This window comes from Sinobaca sp. H24 (assembly GCF_023845525.1).
Genome location: NZ_JALBWT010000007.1, coordinates 1 through 19097 on the forward strand (window position 1 = coordinate 1; position 19097 = coordinate 19097).

At 43.5% G+C, this 19097-nt stretch carries 23 protein-coding genes and 1 pseudogene; 17 read left to right on the forward strand and 7 right to left on the reverse strand.

What is annotated here, in order from left to right:
- Positions 1-526, reverse strand: a 526-nt coding sequence (locus tag MMY81_RS11145; RefSeq protein ID WP_252312954.1) for a Bcr/CflA family efflux MFS transporter, incomplete at its 3' end; no start/stop codon positions are given.
- A 166-nt stretch (positions 527-692) separates the two neighbouring features.
- On the opposite strand from MMY81_RS11145, the gene MMY81_RS11150 reads away from it, so the two are divergent.
- The 14 genes from MMY81_RS11150 (at position 693) to MMY81_RS11215 (ending at position 13177) form a co-directional block, all read left to right on the forward strand.
- Entirely contained in the window at positions 693-1232 is a 540-nt protein-coding gene (locus tag MMY81_RS11150; RefSeq protein ID WP_252312955.1) for a hypothetical protein, read from the forward strand.
- A 97-nt stretch (positions 1233-1329) separates the two neighbouring features.
- Entirely contained in the window at positions 1330-1587 is a 258-nt protein-coding gene (locus tag MMY81_RS11155; protein ID WP_252312956.1) for a hypothetical protein, read from the forward strand.
- Positions 1588-1853: 266 nt separating this feature from the next.
- On the forward strand, positions 1854-3044 hold the full coding sequence (locus tag MMY81_RS11160; RefSeq protein ID WP_252312957.1) for an MFS transporter: 1191 nt from the start codon (positions 1854-1856) through the stop codon (positions 3042-3044).
- 91 nt (positions 3045-3135) lie between these two features.
- The gene (locus MMY81_RS11165; protein ID WP_252312958.1) at positions 3136-4344 is read left to right on the forward strand and encodes a transglutaminase-like domain-containing protein; all 1209 of its coding nucleotides are present in this window, start codon (positions 3136-3138) and stop codon (positions 4342-4344) included.
- A 259-nt stretch (positions 4345-4603) separates the two neighbouring features.
- Positions 4604-5422: an ATP-binding cassette domain-containing protein gene (locus tag MMY81_RS11170; protein WP_252312959.1), complete on the forward strand. Its 819-nt coding sequence runs from the start codon at positions 4604-4606 to the stop codon at positions 5420-5422.
- Between the two features lie 26 nt (positions 5423-5448).
- A complete protein-coding gene (locus MMY81_RS11175; protein ID WP_252312960.1) occupies positions 5449-6222 on the forward strand; it encodes an ATP-binding cassette domain-containing protein in 774 nt (257 codons plus the stop codon).
- Between the two features lie 133 nt (positions 6223-6355).
- Positions 6356-7282, forward strand: a complete 927-nt coding sequence (locus tag MMY81_RS11180; protein WP_252312961.1) for a peptidoglycan recognition protein family protein — start codon at positions 6356-6358, stop codon at positions 7280-7282.
- Positions 7283-7296: 14 nt separating this feature from the next.
- Positions 7297-7491, forward strand: a complete 195-nt coding sequence (locus tag MMY81_RS11185) for a hypothetical protein (protein ID WP_252312962.1) — start codon at positions 7297-7299, stop codon at positions 7489-7491.
- Positions 7492-7883: 392 nt separating this feature from the next.
- Positions 7884-8324, forward strand: a complete 441-nt coding sequence (locus MMY81_RS11190) for a hypothetical protein (protein WP_252312963.1) — start codon at positions 7884-7886, stop codon at positions 8322-8324.
- Positions 8293-9597 carry a polysaccharide deacetylase family protein gene (locus tag MMY81_RS11195; RefSeq protein ID WP_252312964.1) on the forward strand — a complete coding sequence of 435 codons (1305 nt, stop codon included), beginning with the start codon at positions 8293-8295 and terminating at the stop codon, positions 9595-9597. The genes MMY81_RS11190 and MMY81_RS11195 overlap by 32 nt, the downstream gene beginning before the upstream one ends.
- Before the next feature lie 15 nt (positions 9598-9612).
- On the forward strand, positions 9613-10863 hold the full coding sequence (locus MMY81_RS11200) for a glycosyltransferase family 2 protein (protein ID WP_252312965.1): 1251 nt from the start codon (positions 9613-9615) through the stop codon (positions 10861-10863).
- A 30-nt stretch (positions 10864-10893) separates the two neighbouring features.
- Positions 10894-12039 carry a non-hydrolyzing UDP-N-acetylglucosamine 2-epimerase gene (gene wecB, locus MMY81_RS11205; RefSeq protein ID WP_252312966.1) on the forward strand — a complete coding sequence of 382 codons (1146 nt, stop codon included), beginning with the start codon at positions 10894-10896 and terminating at the stop codon, positions 12037-12039.
- Between the two features lie 121 nt (positions 12040-12160).
- A complete protein-coding gene (locus tag MMY81_RS11210) occupies positions 12161-12463 on the forward strand; it encodes a hypothetical protein (protein ID WP_252312967.1) in 303 nt (100 codons plus the stop codon).
- Between the two features lie 39 nt (positions 12464-12502).
- Entirely contained in the window at positions 12503-13177 is a 675-nt protein-coding gene (locus tag MMY81_RS11215; protein ID WP_252312968.1) for a hypothetical protein, read from the forward strand.
- A gap of 151 nt (positions 13178-13328) precedes the next feature.
- On the opposite strand, the gene MMY81_RS11220 is transcribed toward MMY81_RS11215, so the two are convergent.
- Genes MMY81_RS11220 through MMY81_RS11230 form a run of 3 tightly spaced genes read right to left on the reverse strand, consistent with a single transcriptional unit; the run spans position 13329 to position 14234 of the window.
- The gene (locus tag MMY81_RS11220; protein ID WP_252312969.1) at positions 13329-13793 is read right to left on the reverse strand and encodes an alpha/beta hydrolase fold domain-containing protein; all 465 of its coding nucleotides are present in this window, start codon (positions 13791-13793) and stop codon (positions 13329-13331) included.
- A complete protein-coding gene (locus tag MMY81_RS11225; protein WP_252312970.1) occupies positions 13780-14025 on the reverse strand; it encodes an alpha/beta hydrolase in 246 nt (81 codons plus the stop codon). The genes MMY81_RS11220 and MMY81_RS11225 overlap by 14 nt, the downstream gene beginning before the upstream one ends.
- On the reverse strand, positions 14022-14234 hold the full coding sequence (locus MMY81_RS11230; RefSeq protein ID WP_252312971.1) for a hypothetical protein: 213 nt from the start codon (positions 14232-14234) through the stop codon (positions 14022-14024). Before MMY81_RS11230 ends, MMY81_RS11225 begins: the two co-directional genes overlap by 4 nt.
- A 177-nt stretch (positions 14235-14411) precedes the next feature.
- Here MMY81_RS11230 and MMY81_RS11235 point away from each other — a divergent pair, with 177 nt between their 5' ends.
- The 3 genes from MMY81_RS11235 to MMY81_RS11245 are packed head-to-tail and all read left to right on the forward strand — an operon-like array spanning position 14412 to position 17462.
- Positions 14412-15926, forward strand: coding sequence for a phytoene desaturase family protein (locus MMY81_RS11235; protein WP_252312972.1), 1515 nt, complete (start codon positions 14412-14414; stop codon positions 15924-15926).
- A gap of 3 nt (positions 15927-15929) precedes the next feature.
- Positions 15930-17141, forward strand: a complete 1212-nt coding sequence (locus tag MMY81_RS11240; RefSeq protein WP_252312973.1) for a glycosyltransferase family 2 protein — start codon at positions 15930-15932, stop codon at positions 17139-17141.
- Between the two features lie 24 nt (positions 17142-17165).
- On the forward strand, positions 17166-17462 hold the full coding sequence (locus MMY81_RS11245) for a glycosyl-4,4'-diaponeurosporenoate acyltransferase CrtO family protein (protein WP_308215311.1): 297 nt from the start codon (positions 17166-17168) through the stop codon (positions 17460-17462).
- 231 nt (positions 17463-17693) lie between these two features.
- Here the strand turns inward: MMY81_RS11245 and MMY81_RS35170 are convergent.
- The 3 genes and pseudogenes from MMY81_RS35170 to MMY81_RS11265 form a co-directional block, all read right to left on the reverse strand.
- A pseudogene (locus MMY81_RS35170) lies at positions 17694-18322 on the reverse strand (ABC transporter permease).
- 132 nt (positions 18323-18454) lie between these two features.
- A complete protein-coding gene (locus tag MMY81_RS11260) occupies positions 18455-18670 on the reverse strand; it encodes a hypothetical protein (protein ID WP_252312977.1) in 216 nt (71 codons plus the stop codon).
- 98 nt (positions 18671-18768) lie between these two features.
- Entirely contained in the window at positions 18769-19080 is a 312-nt protein-coding gene (locus tag MMY81_RS11265) for an ATP-binding protein DrrA1-3 family domain-containing protein (protein WP_252312978.1), read from the reverse strand.
- Positions 19081-19097: the final 17 nt, after the last annotated feature.

Below are 19097 nucleotides of genomic sequence, written 5' to 3' on the forward strand. Positions count from 1 at the left end.
ATACGGCACTTAATACGATAAAAATACCATTCCATATGGTAAATTCCAGAATGATGCCCCCAAAGACGGGAGCTAAAATAGGAGCCAGTCCGTTCACAAGCATCAAGAGAGCAAAAAACTTTGTTAATTCTTTTCCCTGGAATAAATCGCGTACGATGGCCCGGGAGATAACAATTCCTGCTGACGCGGCAAAGCCCTGAATAAAACGGCAGATGATAAGCACCCAAATAGTAGGAGCGACAGCACAGAGGATGGAAGCCACAAAAAAAGCAGCCAAAGCTCCCAAAAGAGGACCTTTTCTGCCGCGTACATCGCTCATAGGCCCCATCACGAGCTGTCCTACAGCCAGACCGAGAAGACAGGCAGTCAGGCTCAGCTGTACAAGGGAGGCACTTGTCTGCAGATCATTAGATATAGATGGAAAGCTTGGAAGATACATATCAATCGTCAGCGGACCAAAGGCTGCAAGGGAACCTAGAACGGCAGCCATCCACAAACGACGTTTAGGAGACAAAACAGCAGCCATAAAAACGCCTTCTTTCTTTCAATATAAGTTTCCATTAAATGTATACAGCAATCCTTTTATTGTAACGTAAAAATGAAAAAAGAAAAGAGTTTGCTATTCCTTCTGAAACCGCCGGCAATTCTTGTTATAATGTAAAAAGATAGAGAGAGCCAAAGGAGGTTATTTCTTGTTGATGTGGGAAGGAATGATATTAGCAGGAATAATACCTCTTTTACTAATTGTCCTGCTGCTGGTACTGCTGGCAAAACAATTTGGAGGGACCATTACGACCTATGTAACGGATACAAATTTTGATTACACAAACTTGGAGAGCGGCCGGCTCGTTCCGGCGGATCCGGAAACAGCTACAAGGCTGACGGTTACTTTAATTGTTCAGGCTTATAACAGTGCCTCTTCTACCAGGGCTGTCCATAACAGACATATTGCCGTAAAGGATAAAGCCGGCTCCTTAGTCCGCATTGAACTGCTTGAGCAAAAGCAGATTGAGCGGAATGGGGAAAAGCAGGAAGTAAAAGAGCCTGTAGACATTATTAATATGCCGCCCGGACATATGCAGGAGTGGAGGCTTGAAGGGGTTATGCTGTCCAATCAGCCGAATTTAAAAACACCTGTAGCTGCGTTTACTGATGTAACAAGCTTTGTGTTTGCTTATGATGTCCAGAAAAAGAAAGCAGGACAGACAAAAAAAGTAACAAAGTCTCTGTAGCATGAATCATGAAAAAATGTGTAAAATGTAACAGGTGGAAGGAATTAGCGTCTTAATAGAGAAGTCTTTTTTTAAAGCAGAAAGAGGAGGAATAGTGATGAGTTACGTAAAAAATGATCCAGAAACAGAGCAGTTTATTCAATCACTTGAGGAACCGCAAAGAGAAATTTATTTATTTATGCGTAAGGAATACGATGTTCTGACAGAACAGGGTGAACATTTCGACGAAGCTAAAAATGATGAATATGTAGAACAAAAAGCAAGCGAACATTTTGATATTTCTTCAGAAGAGGCAGGAAATGTTTTTGCCAAGACTGAATCACAGATCCGTTCCTTCCAAAATTATAAAATTTAGCCTTGTCTTTTGGTCTTATTCTTATATGTATATGGTAAGGCTCCCAAATTTTTTTGGGGGCTTTTTTTGTGTTTACATACCTATGAAGTTGAAATGGCAGTTTATAAGAAAAGTTAGAACTTTCTTAATGGAAAATAAATTGAATTTCTATTTTTTTATGAAAAAAATGTTCTGTTTTTCATTTTTAAAGTAAAAACAGTAGACAAGACTTAAAAAATATCATAGGATCATCATTCGTTGAAAAAACGAAGCATAGGAGGTATTGTATGATAAAACATATCCAGGGCTCTGCCGGAATTGTATTACTCGTTTTTATGATGTGCACATTTGCTATTGGAATGACAGAATATGTTGTGACCGGCCTTTTGACACAAATTGCCGGTGATTTGGATGTCCCTGTCTCAACAACCGGTATGCTTCTTAGTGTATATGCAATAAGCGTAGCGGTATTTGGACCAGTGCTGCGGATTTTGACGATAAAGCTTCCAGTTAAGCCGCTTCTACTTTCCTGTATGATGGTGTTTGTAGGAAGTAATGTTATGGCAGCCCTGGCTCCAAACTTCGAAGTGCTTCTTCTGGCAAGGTTATGCTCGGCTGCTATGCATGCCCCCTTCTTTGGTTTAAGCATGGCGGTAGCTTTTAAAATGGCGGCAGCCTCCAAAAAATCACAAGCGCTTGCAGCCGTGAATGGAGGGCTTACAATTTCAATTATGATTGGAGTACCCTTTGGATCTTATTTAGGCGGAATGCTCGACTGGCGCTTTGTGTTCTGGCTTGTAGCCATCTTAGGAGCAGTGGCTCTTGTCGGTCTGCTGTTAGCTGTACCAAACGAAAAACCCCTTCAAGCTCCCAATATAAAAAAAGAGCTCAGCGTAATGAAAAACAAAAATGTGCTGCTCGTCATAGCTATCGTTCTATTCGGCTATTCCGGAGTATTTACCACGTATACATTCAAAGAGCCTATTTTACGCGAAATTGCCGGGTTTGGTGTTACAGGAGTTACTTTTGCTTTATTCGCTTTCGGCTGCGGCGCAGTTATTGGAAACTTTGTATCAGGCAGAGTACGTGCAGAGGTGTTGACCGGGCGGCTATTTTTCGCACTAGCCAGCCTTTGTCTTGTGCTGGGATCTTTTACGTTTCTTGTGCAGTGGGGCCCTACTGCTATTCTGGCAGGCTTTCTGCTGGGTCTCTGTGCATTTGGAACCGTACCGCTTTTGAATGCAAAAATGATTATTGCCGGACAAGAAGCACCATCCCTTGCCGGGACTATTGCCGCTTCAGCTTTTAACCTATCCAACGCCTTGGGCGCTGTAATTGGAACCTTTGTGCTGAATAATGGAGCTTCTTTTATGGTGTTAACATTTATTGGGGCAGGCATTACTATTTTAGGTCTCATTATTACTACTGTAACCAACAAAATAGAGGATAAAGAACTTTTTGATCCTTCTCTTTCTTAAGAAAACATCGGATTCTGTTAGCCGCAGAATCCGATGTTTTTTCTGGGAAAAACAGGGTATTTTGATTAAAGAACAAGAAAGGAGCAGAGGAATGCCTATACTGGAAAAATCAGTCGTTCTGGATTACACCTACAAAAACAGACAGCAGGACTCTTTGTCCCTCTGGCTGGCTGTACCGCCGCAGATGGCCTGCCAGTGTGTAAAAAAAGTAACGTATTCCACAGAACCACAGGAACTCTCGGAGTATCTGGGACAGGAACTCGCCTATTATCAGCTGGCATCGGGAGAGACGATTAACGTAAGTGCGGAAATGGATTTGTATTCCTCGTCTCTTGAAGAAAATGAAGCTCCTGAAACCCTGACGCCGGCAGAAAAACAGTTTTATTTACGGAATACTTACTTAAGCCCGGTTAATGAAGCGATGCGGGAAAAGGCGGAGGAAATATCGCAGAACGCAGAAAATCCTATAGAGAAACTGCAGTATCTGTTTGAACATATATACAATACGTATACATATCATTTTCCGCCGGAAAAACGGGGAGCTTCTTTCTTTTTAAAAGAAGGGAAAGGAGACTGCGGGGAGTTTTCGTTTCTTTTCTGCTCTTATGCCCGGGCGCTTGGAATCCCCTGTCGCTCAGTAATCGGGGCATTCATGAAAAAATTCCAGCCTCATGTCTGGAACGAATGCTATATAGAAGAATATGGCTGGGTTCCTATAGATACGAGCGTGGCTGCTTCTTTAAAAAAGAACAACAGTTTATTAAGACATCCACTTCAGCGGGGAGAAAGTACCGGAGTGTTTCATTATTTTGGAGAATTTTCCGGGCGCCGCGTTGTTTTCTGCCTGGATGCAGAATGGCCGCTTTCTCCAGAGTACAACGATACCAAAGCCCCGGCAGGCTACCCGCTCAGTACGTTTGGAAAAGATAATTTTGCCTACGGCTTCCAGAGTCTTTCAGGATCGGCTCCTTATCTCCAGCCTATTTATACAAAATTCAAAGACATGCCTTCCCCGGGAAAAATTACGGACGTCCTGGGTACTTGGAACGTCCGCGATGACAGCCTGTATCTGCAGAGCCTGTTATTTATTAAACAAACTTCTTATTACTTATTTATTGCGGCCATGCTTGCCAGTATTGCAGCTGTTTTCTTTATGGATAATTTTTATTTTCTAACGGCAGGATATATACTGGCCGCCTCAGGACTGGGTGCCTCCATATTAAGAAAAGAGTATAACGGCGTGATTGTACTGGGGTTTATTGTTTCCGTAGTTATTTCCGTCATGTATTTAATTATATAAGTGCCGTTGACAAAAACAGGGCGGCCGCCTTATGCTGAAAATAGAATTTATTCAACGGAAAGAGAGGTACCCTGCCAATGAAGCAGTAATCCTGATCAAAAGACGTGCCTATCATAAATAATGAAAAGCAGTTAACGTCTAGACAGGATTAGTTTGTCTTCATAGAGGTGCCTCCATGCAACACATATCTTCCTTATGGGAAACGTGTGCCTTTTTGACAACGGCTGATCCTCTCTAGATTATCTAGGGAGGTTTTTTTATGTTAACAGCAGAAATAATAAATGTGGAAAAAAGTTATGGCGCCAGAAAAATGATACAAACAGCAAATCTCAAAATATATGATAACAGCCGGATCGGCATTGTTGGAAAAAACGGAAGCGGGAAATCAACATTTCTCCACTTAATCGCGGGCTGGGAAAAGCCGGATAAGGGTACGGTGAATCTGTGGGAAGAGCCTACTGTTATCCCGCAGATGGAGCATTCAGAATCAGTTTTCCTGCCAAAGAAAGACAGAAGTATCTGGGGAGTCCCTGGTCCGGAACAAATGAAAGGAAGTGGAGGAGAGGAAACAAGAAAAAAAATTGCACAGGCTTTTTCGGCAGATACCCGTTTTCTATTAGCAGATGAACCGACGAGCCATTTAGATATTAGTGGAATAAAGCAGCTTGAAAAAAATCTGCAGGGTTTTAAGGGAGGTATCGTATTAATTTCCCATGATGAAATGCTTCTGAATGCCGTCTGCACGGTGATATGGGAAATGGAAAACGGAATTATTAAAGAATATACGGGAAACTACAGTGCTTATCAAAAGCAGAAACAAAAAGAAAAAGAGCTGCAGGCAAAAGAATACGAAAGCTACAAAAAAGAAAAAAAGAGACTTGAAACAGCAGCCGAAGCGAAAGAAAAGCTGTCCCGCCAGCTGAAAAAAGCGCCCAGCCGGATGGGTAACTCAGAAGCCCGCCTGCATAAACGCAGTGTCGGCCGTCAAAAAGCGAAATTAAGCCGGGCAGGAAAATCAGTGGAAAAGAGAATTACTCAGCTGGATAAGAAAAAAAGCCGTTTAAACATGGCACTTTGAGCTTTGAACAGCAGCCTTTTACGCCATTGTACGGAAAATCTGCTGTCTTTTTAGAAGAGGGCAGCATTTTTCGGAAAGGACGTCTGCTGTTTCATATACAATCTGCAAATATAACACCGGGTACCAAACTTGCTGTTCTCGGCCCGAACGGGTCCGGGAAGACTACATTTCTTCAGAAAATATATCAAGGAGAAAAAGGAATACAAACGGCAAAGCCGGCTGTAATTGGTTACTTTGATCAGCAGATTTCCCACCTTGATCTTAAAAAGACAGTTTTGGCTAACATGCAGGAGCTCAGCCCTTATACAGAAATATTTATTCGAACAGTACTGGCGGGTCTTCAATTCAAAGAAGAAAAAGTGCATCAGCCTGTATCCTCTTTGAGCGGAGGAGAGCAGGTGAAGGCGGCTTTAATAAAAGTTATGCTGGAGCCTGCAAATATACTGCTTCTTGACGAGCCTACCAACTATTTGGATATAGAAGCAAAAGAAGCGATAAAGAAGTTAATCCAAACGTATCCGGGGACGATTATATTTGTTACACATGATAGAGAGTTTATAGAAAGTACGGCAACCCATATAATGCAAATTGAAGCAGGTGAAGCTGAAATAAAGAAACCGTTGAGGGAGGAAGCGGCTCCCGCCATAGAGAAAGATGAAATACTCTTGTCTGTACTTGAAATAAAGATAACGGAAATACTAAGCCGTCTGGGAAGCGCAGAGGGAGAGGAAAAAATAAAACTGGACCGGGAATTTCAGGATTTAATAAATCAGAAAAACAAACGTAAAGAGCAGCCCTGAGCTGCTCTTTTTTCTAGTGTGATAACTCTCTCCTCCTGATTAAAAAAATAACAATATATAAATAGTGGTTGTAAAAAAATTCCCAGGCTCCCTTTAGAGATGGTAAGCCTAAAAAACTCAGGAGGCGATGAGATTGTACAGAAATTTAACTCAGCTTGTAGATGTAAGAGGACAGGTCAAAAGAAATGGATCATTTGCTTCCAGATCGTGGTCCCAAATTACAGGGATTGCCCGCCATCATTCCGCCACCACGTCAGGCGATGCTTTTTCTTTCGCCAACTACCACGTGAATACATTGGGCTGGCCGGGTATCGGGTATCACTTTGTGATTACAAAAGACGGCACGATTCAATGGGCAAACAGCATAGATCGTGTGTCATATCATGTTGGAAACAACAACACGCCCTTAATCGGTATCTGTCTGGTAGGAAACGGGTCTTTTACGGGCGCTCAGGAGCAGTCCTATTTTGATCTGGTTACGGCCCTTCGCAGTACCAGTGGCATTAATGTGGCTGTTTCGAACCTGCGCGGTCACAATGAATATCCAGGGCATGCTTCCAATGCCTGCCCGGGCATTAATATGGATGTAGTACGTGCCGCTATCGTAAGCGGGCACCCGGTAGGAAACCCCGGCCGTCCCGTTCTGCGCAGAGGAGACAGCGGACCGGATGTTCTTGTACTGCAGAACGACCTGCTGGCTGCAGGAGAAAGTCTGCCTCAATTTGGGGCAGATGGTGGATTTGGGGCAGAAACCGAAGAAGCGGTGCGTTCGTTTCAACGAAGAATGGATCTTACTGTGGATGGTATAGCAGGTTTGCAGACCTGGGAAGCACTCGACCGGGCCAAAGTGGAAGGGCGGCTCGTCATTGTTACAGCGGCCTCGGTGAATGTCCGCTCCCGTCCTTCCTTTGCCGCAGATGCAGTAGCGGGGCAGGTCGTTCAAGGGGAAGCTTTTACCGTAGTGGAGGTCGTATCTGTACCCGGCAGCTCTTCAACGTTATACCGTCTGGTTTCCGGCCTGTATATTACGACAAATGAAAACTATGTAACGCTTCGTTGAAAGGAGAGAAATTAGTGACACAAAAAAACATCAAAAAAATTGTGTTATATAATGTCCCGCTTCTTGTTCTTGCTCTCGGCGCTTTTTTTGGTCTGGACAATCTTACAGAAATTGAAACGGCAGTATCTGCACTGATTTCCTCGATCTTTGCTGTCCTGGCTTCGCTTGGTATTTATTCAAATAATGAGCAGCTTTCGCAGAACAAATAAAAGCACCAAAAGTCCTGGTTTACACTTATGCCGGACGCAGAGAAAACACTCTGCGTCCGGTTTTTTGATGTTTTTAACCACATAAAACGTTCTCTGTAGCGGAAGGCTGAAGAGTGTTTCCACTATATAATCCATCAACTAACAGTGAAACAAATTCTCTCTTGTATCCATTCAAACGAAAGAAAAAGATTTTTTGTTTCACAGTAGAGGATTTATTCTTTTGGTTATTTTTAGAAAATAATGAAATTTGAAGTAAATCAAAGGATGAGCTATTTAGTTCGTTTTAAAGAACCTATAGTGCTTTATATAGTTCGAAATCGGCTTTGTATTCTTTTTAAAGAACATATAAATTCTTTATTAAGAATACATTTAGAGATTTAGGGGGATGGCCGATGAAAAGAAACGGGAAACTGGTATGGGGCGTTGTATTATTGGTACTTATGAGTGTTTTTCCGGTGAATCTGGCAGAAGCAGACGCTGGCGGAGGAAAAAAAGCAGTTATAATGTATTCTTCAGAGAACGGAAAAGTAGAGGAAAACCAAAAGGTATTGGATGGAATGATCAGCCGGTACACGACGGATATTTCCTACGTAGAAGCCAACAGCTTAGAAGCTGAAGACCTGGAAGAAACCACACACCTTTTTTACTACGGAAAGGTGGAAGAGCAGTTACATGAAGAAACAGTAGAGCTGTTTGCTGATTTTGATGGTGTAAAAACAATTATTGGTTATAATGCGGACCAATTAAGCTCCCAGCTTGACCATGTGGACACTTCTTTACAGGAAGCGGTGGAAGGCGCCTATGAAGCTGACAATGAAGACAATGCAGTTTGAATTTGAATCTCAGGCTATGTTTCCTGCGGATCCCTCTGAGTCGGCAGAAATACTATTGTATGGAACCAATGAAAATCAGGAAAACCCTCTGTTTTTTATAGAGGATGATATATATTATTACGCTGCTCCCAACTTAGATTCCATGCATGCTGTTATGTTTGCAAAGGAAATGGCTGGAATATTCAATGAGGAAGAGGAAGAGGGACATCCGGGCTATTTAAGGCTGGAAGATGTTCATCCATTAGCGGATGCAGAGCAGGTACAAGAAATAGCTGATTACCTCAAAAGTGAGAATATTCCGTACATGATAGCGGTTATTCCCATTTACACAGATCCTGAAACAGGACGGGAATATCGTTTTTCTGATAATAAAAAGCTTACCTCTGTATTACAGGAAATGCAGGAAGATGGAGCAAGTATTGTTTTGCATGGGTATACCCACCAGTTCAGATCAAGTGAAACAGGAGAAGGGTTTGAGTTCTGGGATGTGGAAAATAATATGCCCATTTACCATGGAGAAAATGAAGAAGTGAATCCGAAAACCGAAGAAGATTTCGAAAGTCCTGAAGAATTTGAAGCATACAATCAGGAGAATCTTGATTATGAAAGAGCTTATATTGAAGACAGAATTGAGAGCGGTATTGATGAACTGGCGAAGTACGAGCTGTATCCGCTTGCCTTTGAAGCTCCGCATTATACAATGTCCCAAAACGGATACGAAGTTTTATCAGACTATTTTTCCACCTATGTAGGACAGGTGCAGATGAGTGATGAAAACTGGGAAATTATGCGGCCGATTCCGACGATAGGGCAGCCAACGTATCTCCATGGAATGACTTTATACCCGGAAACAATGGGGTACGTACAGCCGGATGAACCAGACGCTGTTGATATCATGATGAAAAACGCTGAAGAGTATCAATTTACCGACGGAGGCGTTACTTCTGCTTTTTACCACCCTTATCTAGGCCTGGACGGTCTCGTTGAAGTAGTGGAAGGCATGAAAAAAATTGAAGGTATTGAATGGATTGATTTAAAAGAAACAGAGAGTCAAGTAGTCACAGATAAAGTAGAAATAAGAGCAGACGGCGGTGAAATTGACGTTAATAAAGACCGTATCGCTCTTTACACATCGGGCTTCTCTTATCCGCTCTACTTTTTAAACAATACCGTAGAAGCTATGGTTCGGCTTATTGCGATCATCGGTGGACTTGCGGTTATTATATTTTTCTTTTACATCTTTAGAAACCGTTCGCAGGCAAATAAAAGCTAAAGGGGAGGAAACCGTATGGCAGATGTATTGTTATATACTTCACTATTTATTATCTGGCTGATGTTGTTTTATCACATGTTTCTTATGCACGGGGGGTACTTGTATTCGCTGAAGCATAAGAAACTGGAAAAGGAATGGACAGATGAGCCGGTTGAGCTTCCAACAGTCAGTATACTCATTCCGGCGCATAATGAAGACGTAGTTATCGAGCAGACCATTCAGTCGATGATCGCTCTTCGGTACGATAAAACAAAGCTCGAAGTCATCGTTATTAATGACAATTCCAGTGATAACACCGGCCATATAGCAGATTTATACGCAGCAAAGCACCCGTTCGTTAAAGTAGTTCATACGAAGCCCCCTAATATAGGAAAAGGTAAATCCGGCGCTTTAAATCAAGGATTAAAACATGCTACAGGTGAAGTCGTAGTAGTGTATGACGCAGACAACACCCCTGAGCCGGACGCTGTTTATTACCTGGCTCTCGGTATCGCAAAAGATAAAAAAGCAGGCGCAGTGGTGGGTAAGTTCAGGGTAACAAACGCTAAGCAGAACCTGCTGACCAGATTAATTAATGTGGAAACATTAACGTTTCAGTGGCTGGCTCAGGCAGGACGCTGGTACTGGTTTAAAATGACTACCATACCAGGCACAAACTTTGCTATCCGGCGTTCTATATTACAGCAGCTTGGTGGATGGGACGAAAAAGCTTTGTCTGAAGATACAGAATTAAGCTTTCGCGTTTACAATCTTGGCTACTACATCCGCTTTTTCCCTTCAGCCGTCACATGGGAGCAGGAGCCGGAAACGCTCAGGGTATGGTGGAAACAGCGTACCCGCTGGGCAAGAGGCAACGAATATGTAATTTTTAAATATTTGTTCTCCCCAATGAAAAATAAAACGGTTACGTTTGATCTTTTCTACTTTTTATTCACCTACATTCTTTTCTTTTCCGGGATCATTTTATCGCATGGCATTTTTGTATCGAACCTGATTTTTGATTTGGAGCTGAGTATCGGTCCGATCTCTATCGTACTGCTTATTACCGGTTTTCTGCTCTTTGTAACAGAAGCATTAATAGCATTGAGTATGGAAAAGGGACAGCTTACATTTAAGAATACTCTGGTCGTTGTGTTTATGTACTTCACTTATTCCCAGCTCTGGGTGGCGCTGGTTGCCTATGCGACAGTGCTGGAAATCCGCAGGGTAGTTTTCAAACAGGAAGTGAAATGGTACAAAACCCAGCGTTTCAAGCAGAATACGTAAACCATCCATCTAACTAAAGGAGCGGATAACATGCTGAAAGTAATGACAATTCTGGGTACAAGGCCAGAGGGAATCAAAATGGCCCCGGTTATTCAGGCATTAAATCAGAGTACTCAATTTGAAAGTGTGTTTGTTAATACAGCCCAGCACAGAGAGATGCTCGACCAGGTGCTGGAGCTGTTTCATATTGTACCGGATTATGATTTAAATATTATGCAGAACGGGCAGTCTTTGGAGCAGCTGACAAGCCGGATCTTTTTAGGAATATCGCCTATTATCGAACAGGAGAAACCAGATTTGGTGCTGGTTCATGGAGATACGACGACAACGTTTATAGGAGCCTACGCTTCTTTTTTAAAGCAGGTGCCGGTCGCTCACGTAGAGGCCGGCCTGCGGACAAATAATATGAAATCACCGTTTCCGGAAGAGGGAAACCGGCAGCTGGTGGGTCGAATTGCAGATTATCATTTTTCCGCCACGGCTGCCAACAGAGAAAATCTGCTTCAGGAAAATGTGCAGAATGAAAAAATTGCTGTAGTCGGCAATACAGTAATTGATGCGCTGCTGACAGTAGCCAATAAGCCATATACTTTTCCAGAATATCTGGAACCTATTTTTCAATCAGGGAAAAAAACCATTCTTTTAACGACGCACCGTCGGGAAAACCTTGAAGAACTACAGCATGTCTACAAAGCAATAAATCGTCTTGTTAAGGAAAATGACGATATTCAAATTGTTTTTCCGGTACACAAAAACCCGGTCATCCGAAAAAAAGTAACAGAAACAATAGAAGATACTTCCAGGGTACACCTTATTGAGCCGTTGGATTATGAAAACTTTGTTCACGTTATGAAGCATTCCTATCTGGTTATTACAGATTCAGGGGGAATTCAGGAAGAGGCACCCGCTTTAGGAAAACCCGTGCTCGTAGCCCGTAATACGACAGAGCGGCCGGAAGGGGTGGAAGCCGGAACGCTGAAGCTGGTAGGAACATCGGAGGACATGATCTATAAGGAAGCTTCTCAGCTTCTTAATGATCCGCAGGCATACCATGAAATGAGTCAAATTAAAAACCCATTCGGAAATGGAGAGAGTGCTCAGGCGATTCTACAGCAGATTCAAGAATGGAAGGCGCCCGCTCTCAACCCCAAGCAGAAATCAGAGTCTATCACCTAAAGGAGTGGGGAGTGGTTGAAAATGCTGGTAGTTATTCTAATCATTGCGGCTTTAGTGGGAACAGGCATTTATTTTTATTATTCCTCTTCTTCCTCCTCGCCCGCCTCCCTCAGAAGAGGTAGTGGATAGTAAATATCCGGTATCCGGATTCATTCAGACCTGGATGCTGAACGACAACGGCACCGTTGCTACCTATATTCAGGACGGCGATGTAGAAGATTCGGATGAGGTAAAGGGAAGAGAGTCGTTGTCGGAAACGTTTGGGGCTGGTGGATGGATTTTGCTCTCAAAGAAAATGATGAAGAGCTTTTTCAAAAGGATTCGAACAGCTGCAGACCTATTTTTTAGAAGAGGATGGGTTTGTTCACTGGAAAGTACAGGAGAACGGGAACAAGATGGAAACAACAAATGCGCTGGTAGATGATATCAGACTGGTGGAGGTTCTTTACAAAGGATTTGACAGATGGGACAAAACGGAATACCAGGAGACTGCCCAGCGTATTGCTTCATATACGACCGAAATAATTTAAATGAAAACGTATTGACCGATTTTTATGAAACGAATGATGACTATGCAAGTGATGTGATTACGCTGTCCTACATTGACATGCAGGCTCTCCGCCGCATGCGGGATGAAAGGGTACTGGATCAGCAGATCTATGACAACATGGAGCGGATATTAGAAGAGGCACCTTTACGAAATGGATTTTTTCCAAAAGGCTATAATGTGGAAGAAACGGAGTACGAATATGATGAAAGTGTCAACATCGTTGACCAGTCGCTGGTAGCGTTATACAGAGCTCAGAGCGGTGGGCAGACGACTGATTTTCTTGCCTTTATTCGTAAAGAAATGGACGACCACGGGCAGGTGTTCGGACAATATGATATAGAAACTAAAGAAGAAAACGTAGAATACGAGTCTCCGGCTATTTATGGCCTGCTTGTCATGTACTGTTTAGCTGAAGGCGAAGAAGAATTGGCAATGGATATATTTGATCGTCTAAAAGTGCATCAGAACAGCGGAAACAGTGATCAATATGCAGGAGGCTATTCGGTGTACGATGATGATACACACGTTTTTGATAACCTGCTGCCACTGCTCGCGGAACAGCAGCTTCGTCAAAAAAAGCTTATCTAACATAGTGCGTATAATTGTCTTTACATTATTAATTCTTCAGCAGGGATTGATGCAGTTGGTAAATATAAAAGCCGGTTAAAACAAACATATTGTTTTAACCGGCTTTTTTACATGCTCTCTGCTATTTTTCGATAAAAAGGATTGCCATATTTTAAGAGGGGCGATGGGTCTTAAAGAAGGAAGATGGATAAAAACCTCGGTGCAGTTCTGATGCTATAATATTCCAGGCTGCAGCGGCATCTTTTTCAGGACCGGTATTCATGAACGTATGGGTGCAGTCTTTGAATAGTTCATAGCGTACCTGCACTTTGGCTCTTTTCAGCTTGTCAGAATAGCGTTCTATTTCAGGGCGGAAAGCATCATTTTCACCCGAAACGATTAGTGCAGGAGCCAGTCCGCTTACATCAGCTGCCAGAACCGGAGAGGCAAGCGGGTTGGATGCCTGTTCTATCGTTGGTACATAGCAGGCGTTTAAAAATCCGGCTGCCTGTGGGTATTTTGCCCGCAGTGGATCCGGCTCGGGTTTGTCTGCATGCGGAGTAACAAAATCCAGCATTGGTGCAGACAATACTTGAAGCAGAGGCTGCTTCTCCGGCGTTTTTTTAGCAGCAGGCATAATGCTGCAGCAAGATTGCCGCCGGAGCTTTGGCCTCCCCCGCTATTTTGCGGGTATCTATACCCAAAGCAGAGCCATTGCGGCGCAGCCACTGCATAACCTGATAACATTCTTCAAGTGCACCAGGAAACGGGGTTTCGGGTGCCTTGCTGTAATTGACATTTACAACGACAGTGCGGGCGTGGTTTGCCAGATACCGGCAGTATGGGTCATCCATGTCTTTGTTATTCATAATAAAGGCTCCGCCGTGCAGGTTATATATGCAGGAAGCGGTTCATTGATCGATAACAAAGGATAATAAATGGAAAGGTGAATGGTTCGCTCTTCTACCTCCAATAATACTTCCTTCACTTCACGGACGGTCTCAAAGTCTATCATTGACCTGCCTGAAGCTTTGTCAGGAATAGCGCGGATTATGTTTGCAGCAATTAATTTCAGCATAGAAAGGCCTCATTTCTTTTTTTACTTATACCCTTCCTTTTTGAAATATAATCGAAACAAGGGCTATAGAGAGTAATTTCCAGTTGAAAAGGGTATATTAGAGGGAGTAAAATGTTCTGTTACCGCTTCCTTTTTATAAAGGAAATAACCCAATTTACCATAAAGGAGCCTGTCATTATGCCCGAAAATGTAACTGTTATCGGCGGAGGACTTGCAGGTATGGCATCTGCGATTCGTTTAGCTGGAGAAGATTATAACGTAACGATTATCGAAAAAGGAGAACGTCTTGGTGGAAAACTCAATCAGCGGACGGGAAAGGGGTATATTTTTGATACCGGTCCATCTATTTTGACTCTCCCCTGGGTGCTCGAAGAATTGTTTGAAGCAGTGGGCAAGGACGTTCACGATTATTTGGACATCCAGCGCATTGAGCCGGGCTGGAGGACATTTTTTGAAGATGGAACAACAATTGATTTAACGAGTGACCTCCCTAAAATGCTGGAAGAATTGAAGAAAGTGTCGGAAGACGATGCTTCCCGCTTTTTTGAATATCTGGATTACTGCCATAAGATGTATGACTTAAGCATGAAGTCTTTCTACCGTGACAGTATTTCAGGTGTATCAGATCTGCGCGCCAATCACTCTCTTAAGGAAATGTGGGCCATGGACCCATTTCATTCCTTGAACCAGACGACGGAGCGGTTCTTTAAGGATAAACATCTACAGCAGATGTTTAATTTTCTTATTATGTATATCGGTTCTTCGCCTTATGACGCTCCTGCTATGTTGTCGCAGATGACACATGTCCAGCTGGGCGTTGGCGTTTTCTATGTGCAGGGCGGCATGTACAAAATTGCAGAAGCTATGGAGAGCGTGCTTGAGGAACTGGGCGTAGAGATACGTCTGGAGACAGAAGTGGAAAAAGTAGTAACGAAAAAGAAACAGGTGAAAGAAGTACATTTAGCCGGCGGCGATGTTCTAACTCCAGATCTTGTTGTGTCCAACCTGGAGGTTATTCCATTTTATGAACATCTGCTGGAAAGCAAAAAGCTCCGCAAAAAAGCATTGGCCGACCGCAAAAAGTTTGAGCCTACGGTATCCGGTCTTGTACTGCTGCTCGGCGTAGACAGCAACTATGATAAGCTGGGTCATCATAATTTCTTCTTCTCCGAGGATCAGGAAAAAGAATTTCAACAGGTTTTTAAAGAAAAGAAGCCGGCCGATGATCCTACAGTATACGTAGGTATTTCGTCGAAAAGTGATTCATCCCAGGCTCCTCCAGGCAAAGAAAACATGTTTGTCCTGACGCACGTACCCGCGCTGCAAAAAGGAGAAGACTGGAATAAAAACTTTTCCGGCTATCGTGACGTAGTACTTTCCAAGCTCGAACGTATGGGAATGACAGGTCTGCGTGATCGGATTGAGTATGAATATACATTCACGCCGAATGATATCGAATCTCTCTACGGCTCCAACGGCGGCTCTATTTACGGAGTAGTCACAGACCGCAAGCTGAACGGCGGCTTTAAAATGGATACAAAGAGCAGCGTAGTGGATAACCTGTACTTTGTAGGAGGTGCTACTCATCCAGGAGGCGGTGTGCCAATGGTAACGCTGTCCGGACACATGGCAGCCAACGCTATTCTGGAAAAGCACGGGAGCCCCAAAAAAAGCTGTAAAATCCTGAGGTGAGTAATGATGTGGTTTCTTGTAACAGCAATACTGGCGACCCTTCTGCTTTTTTGGCAGAGGGTCTCTTTTCCTATCATGCCGGTCAAAGAAACCGGCACCTATTCTATTATTATTCCAGCCCGTGATGAAGAAAAAAATCTGAAACGGCTGCTGCCTTCTCTTTTGGCTGTTCCCAATGACAAGCGGGAAGTAATCGTCGTCGATGATGATTCCAGTGATGGAACAAAAGAGACGGCTGCCTCATTCGGGGTAAAAGTCGTCAGCACTCCGCCTCTTCCTAAAGGATGGATGGGTAAGTCCTGGGCCTGTTTTCAAGGAGCCCGGCAGGCAGGCGGTGATACGCTTTGTTTTTTAGATGCGGACACCTGGTTCTCAGAGGACGGTCCGGACCGTATGATTCGATACTTAGAACAACCGGAAGCAGCCTCCTTTGTGACAGTACATCCTTTTCATTTTATGTATTCTTTTTGGGAAAAACTGTCGGCAGTCTTTCATCTGGTCGTGTTTGCCTCTTCTGGAATTACCCACATTTTCGCAAAGCATAGCAGGGCTCAGGGAGGTTTTGGACCCTGTCTTCTAATAAAACGGAAGATGTATTGGGAAATGGGCGGCCATGAATGTATTAAAAGCGAGATCGTAGAACATTTGGCTTTTGCCCGGAGAGCACAGCAGCAGGGAATAGAGACCCGTGCTTTCAGCGGCAGAGGGGTACTGAATATGAGAATGTATGAAGCAAGGCTTATAGATGTCGTGCAGGGCTGGTCTAAAAGCTTCGCCTCCGGAGCGAAAACCGCTTCTTTATGGCTGACTGCAGCAAATGTAATATGGATTACTGCGGTAGTTTCTTTTTTCGTAAACAGTCCTGAAGCCGGATGGTGGAGCCTGGCCGGCTATCTGGCTATAGCGTTATGGCTTTATAAAACACTTCGGGATATTGGGAATTTTCGGTGGTTTGACGCGCTTTTGTTTCCGGTATATTTTTTATTTTTTTTTGTATATTTATGTATTCGCTGCTTAAAACGTTTTTCTTTAAAAAAGCGACATGGAAAGGCCGTAACATTGCAGGGAAGTAGAGAGGGGCATTTGAATGATTTGGATAAATGCAGCCGCGTGGCTGTTTATCATGTGAGCATCAGCACCATTGTTTATTTTCTGCCCCCGTCTTTTATCGCTTCTTTTTCCTGGCTGTATACCATTCGTAATTGGGAAAAATGATGGAAAAATATACGATATATTTAAATCAAAAAATGGAAGCATCGTCTGCCGGAAGCGGGCTCCTGGACCAAAATGGGAATTGCGAAAAGCACCCTGCGGCTGCGAAGTGCTGAAGACATGGCGGTATTTAAACGGGAGACGAGCCGCTCGGAGCTTTCGCACTGGCTGCAGATGCTTCCAGCACCTTTTTTTTTCCTATTCAATGATCCGTTGTCCGGCTGGTTTATCATGCTCTACGCCTTCAGCTTTAACATGCCTTTTATTATGATTCAACGCTACAATCGAGGACGATTGCAGCGCTGGGAGAAAAAATATTCATAAATGGAGCACATACAGCACGAACAAAACCGGGAGCAGATCCGCTCCCGGTTTTGTTATGCGTTATTTTTTTTTGGAAATAGTAAAATGCCTGCTTCATGCCATTTTTAATAGAAAATTTCCCGTACATCAGCACGCCGCCCTTATATACTCTGGCTGCGAGCATATTAATAAGCACTGCGCTGATGGTAAGAATAACAATAATTAAAATGATCTCCCATGTCGGCACTGAGGTCATACCGATCTTAGGAAAAGCAGCTGCGGCGTGAAAAATGGAATATACGATAAGATGTGAATGATTGTCGCATCCGGGGCGTTCAGGCCGAAGATAGCTATAAAAAATGCAATCATAGCTACATAAATGAGCGGCTGAATCGCCTGATTCACTTCTTCTGCGCGACTGACGAGTGCTCCAAGCATAGCGGCAATGCCGCCGTACAGAAAATAGCCGAGCACAATAAAAAGCAGGGCATATAAAAGCAGGGATACTTCAATTGCTTCACTAAACAACCCTTCAAGTATATTATCACCGCTGATGGCATTTCCAATAAAAGCGGCGGCTGCCAGAACGGCTACATTTAAAAGGCCTACCATACCGATGCCGACAAGTTTCCGAACATCTGTGTAATTGGGTTAACGCTGGAAACAATTAACTCCATCACCCTGGAGGATTTTTCGGTAGCTACTTCCGTTGCAATCATCGAACCAAACATTATCACAAGCAGATAAATGGCAAAAACAAGGGCGTATACCATCCAATAGGCTTGATTGTGTGCTTCTTCTGTCTGAACTTCGGCCCCTTCTGTAAAGAGGCTGCTCAGAAAAAGATACCGGTGCATATATAGTGGCGAGCTGCTGCTCATCGAGATTCAGCTCGTTGGTCACAAATCCTTCTTTAATACGCTGTACGTCCTGATTAATTTCCTGTCCATCCTGAAAATCATTTTCACTGCCATATAGGACAGCGTCCAGTTCAGCTGGTTCTCCGGCGAGTGTCAGTACAAAAGCATATTCCTCTTCTTCTGCGGCGGGGTGAGCGCTTCTTCTTCTGTGCCGGAATAATTTTCATAGGCAAAAGAACTTTCTTCGTAGGAAGCAAGCGCTTCTCCCATACTTTCTTCTTCCGATGTATTATCAAGAACAGCTACATTCTGCTGCTCGCCGCCGTCTCCTTCTCCGGAAAAAGAAGATAATACGCCGGCCGCGTTCATTAATCCTATAACGAGAATAATGGTAACAAGGCTGGACCAGAAAAAAGACTTGGAACGGATACGTTTTAGTCATGGTATGGGCAACAGTAATCCAAAAATTATTCATCGTGCTCTACACCTGCCTTATCAATAAAGATGTCGTGCAGGCTGGGCTGTTCTACTTCGAATTTACGGACAAATCCTTTTTCGGCAATTCGCTGAAAGACAGGTTCTGCGATTGTCTCATCCTTTACCCGAAGTACGGCTCCGTCTTTATTCTGCTGGAGATCCAGGACGCCGGACACTTCCTGGAGAAAATTCAGGTCATAGTCCGCCTGGATCGTTATGTTTTTTACGCCGTACGATCTTTTATGTCCCGCAGATTTCCCTGCAGAACGGCGCTGCCGCGTTTGAGCATAATTAAATCTCACACACATCTCTTCTACAT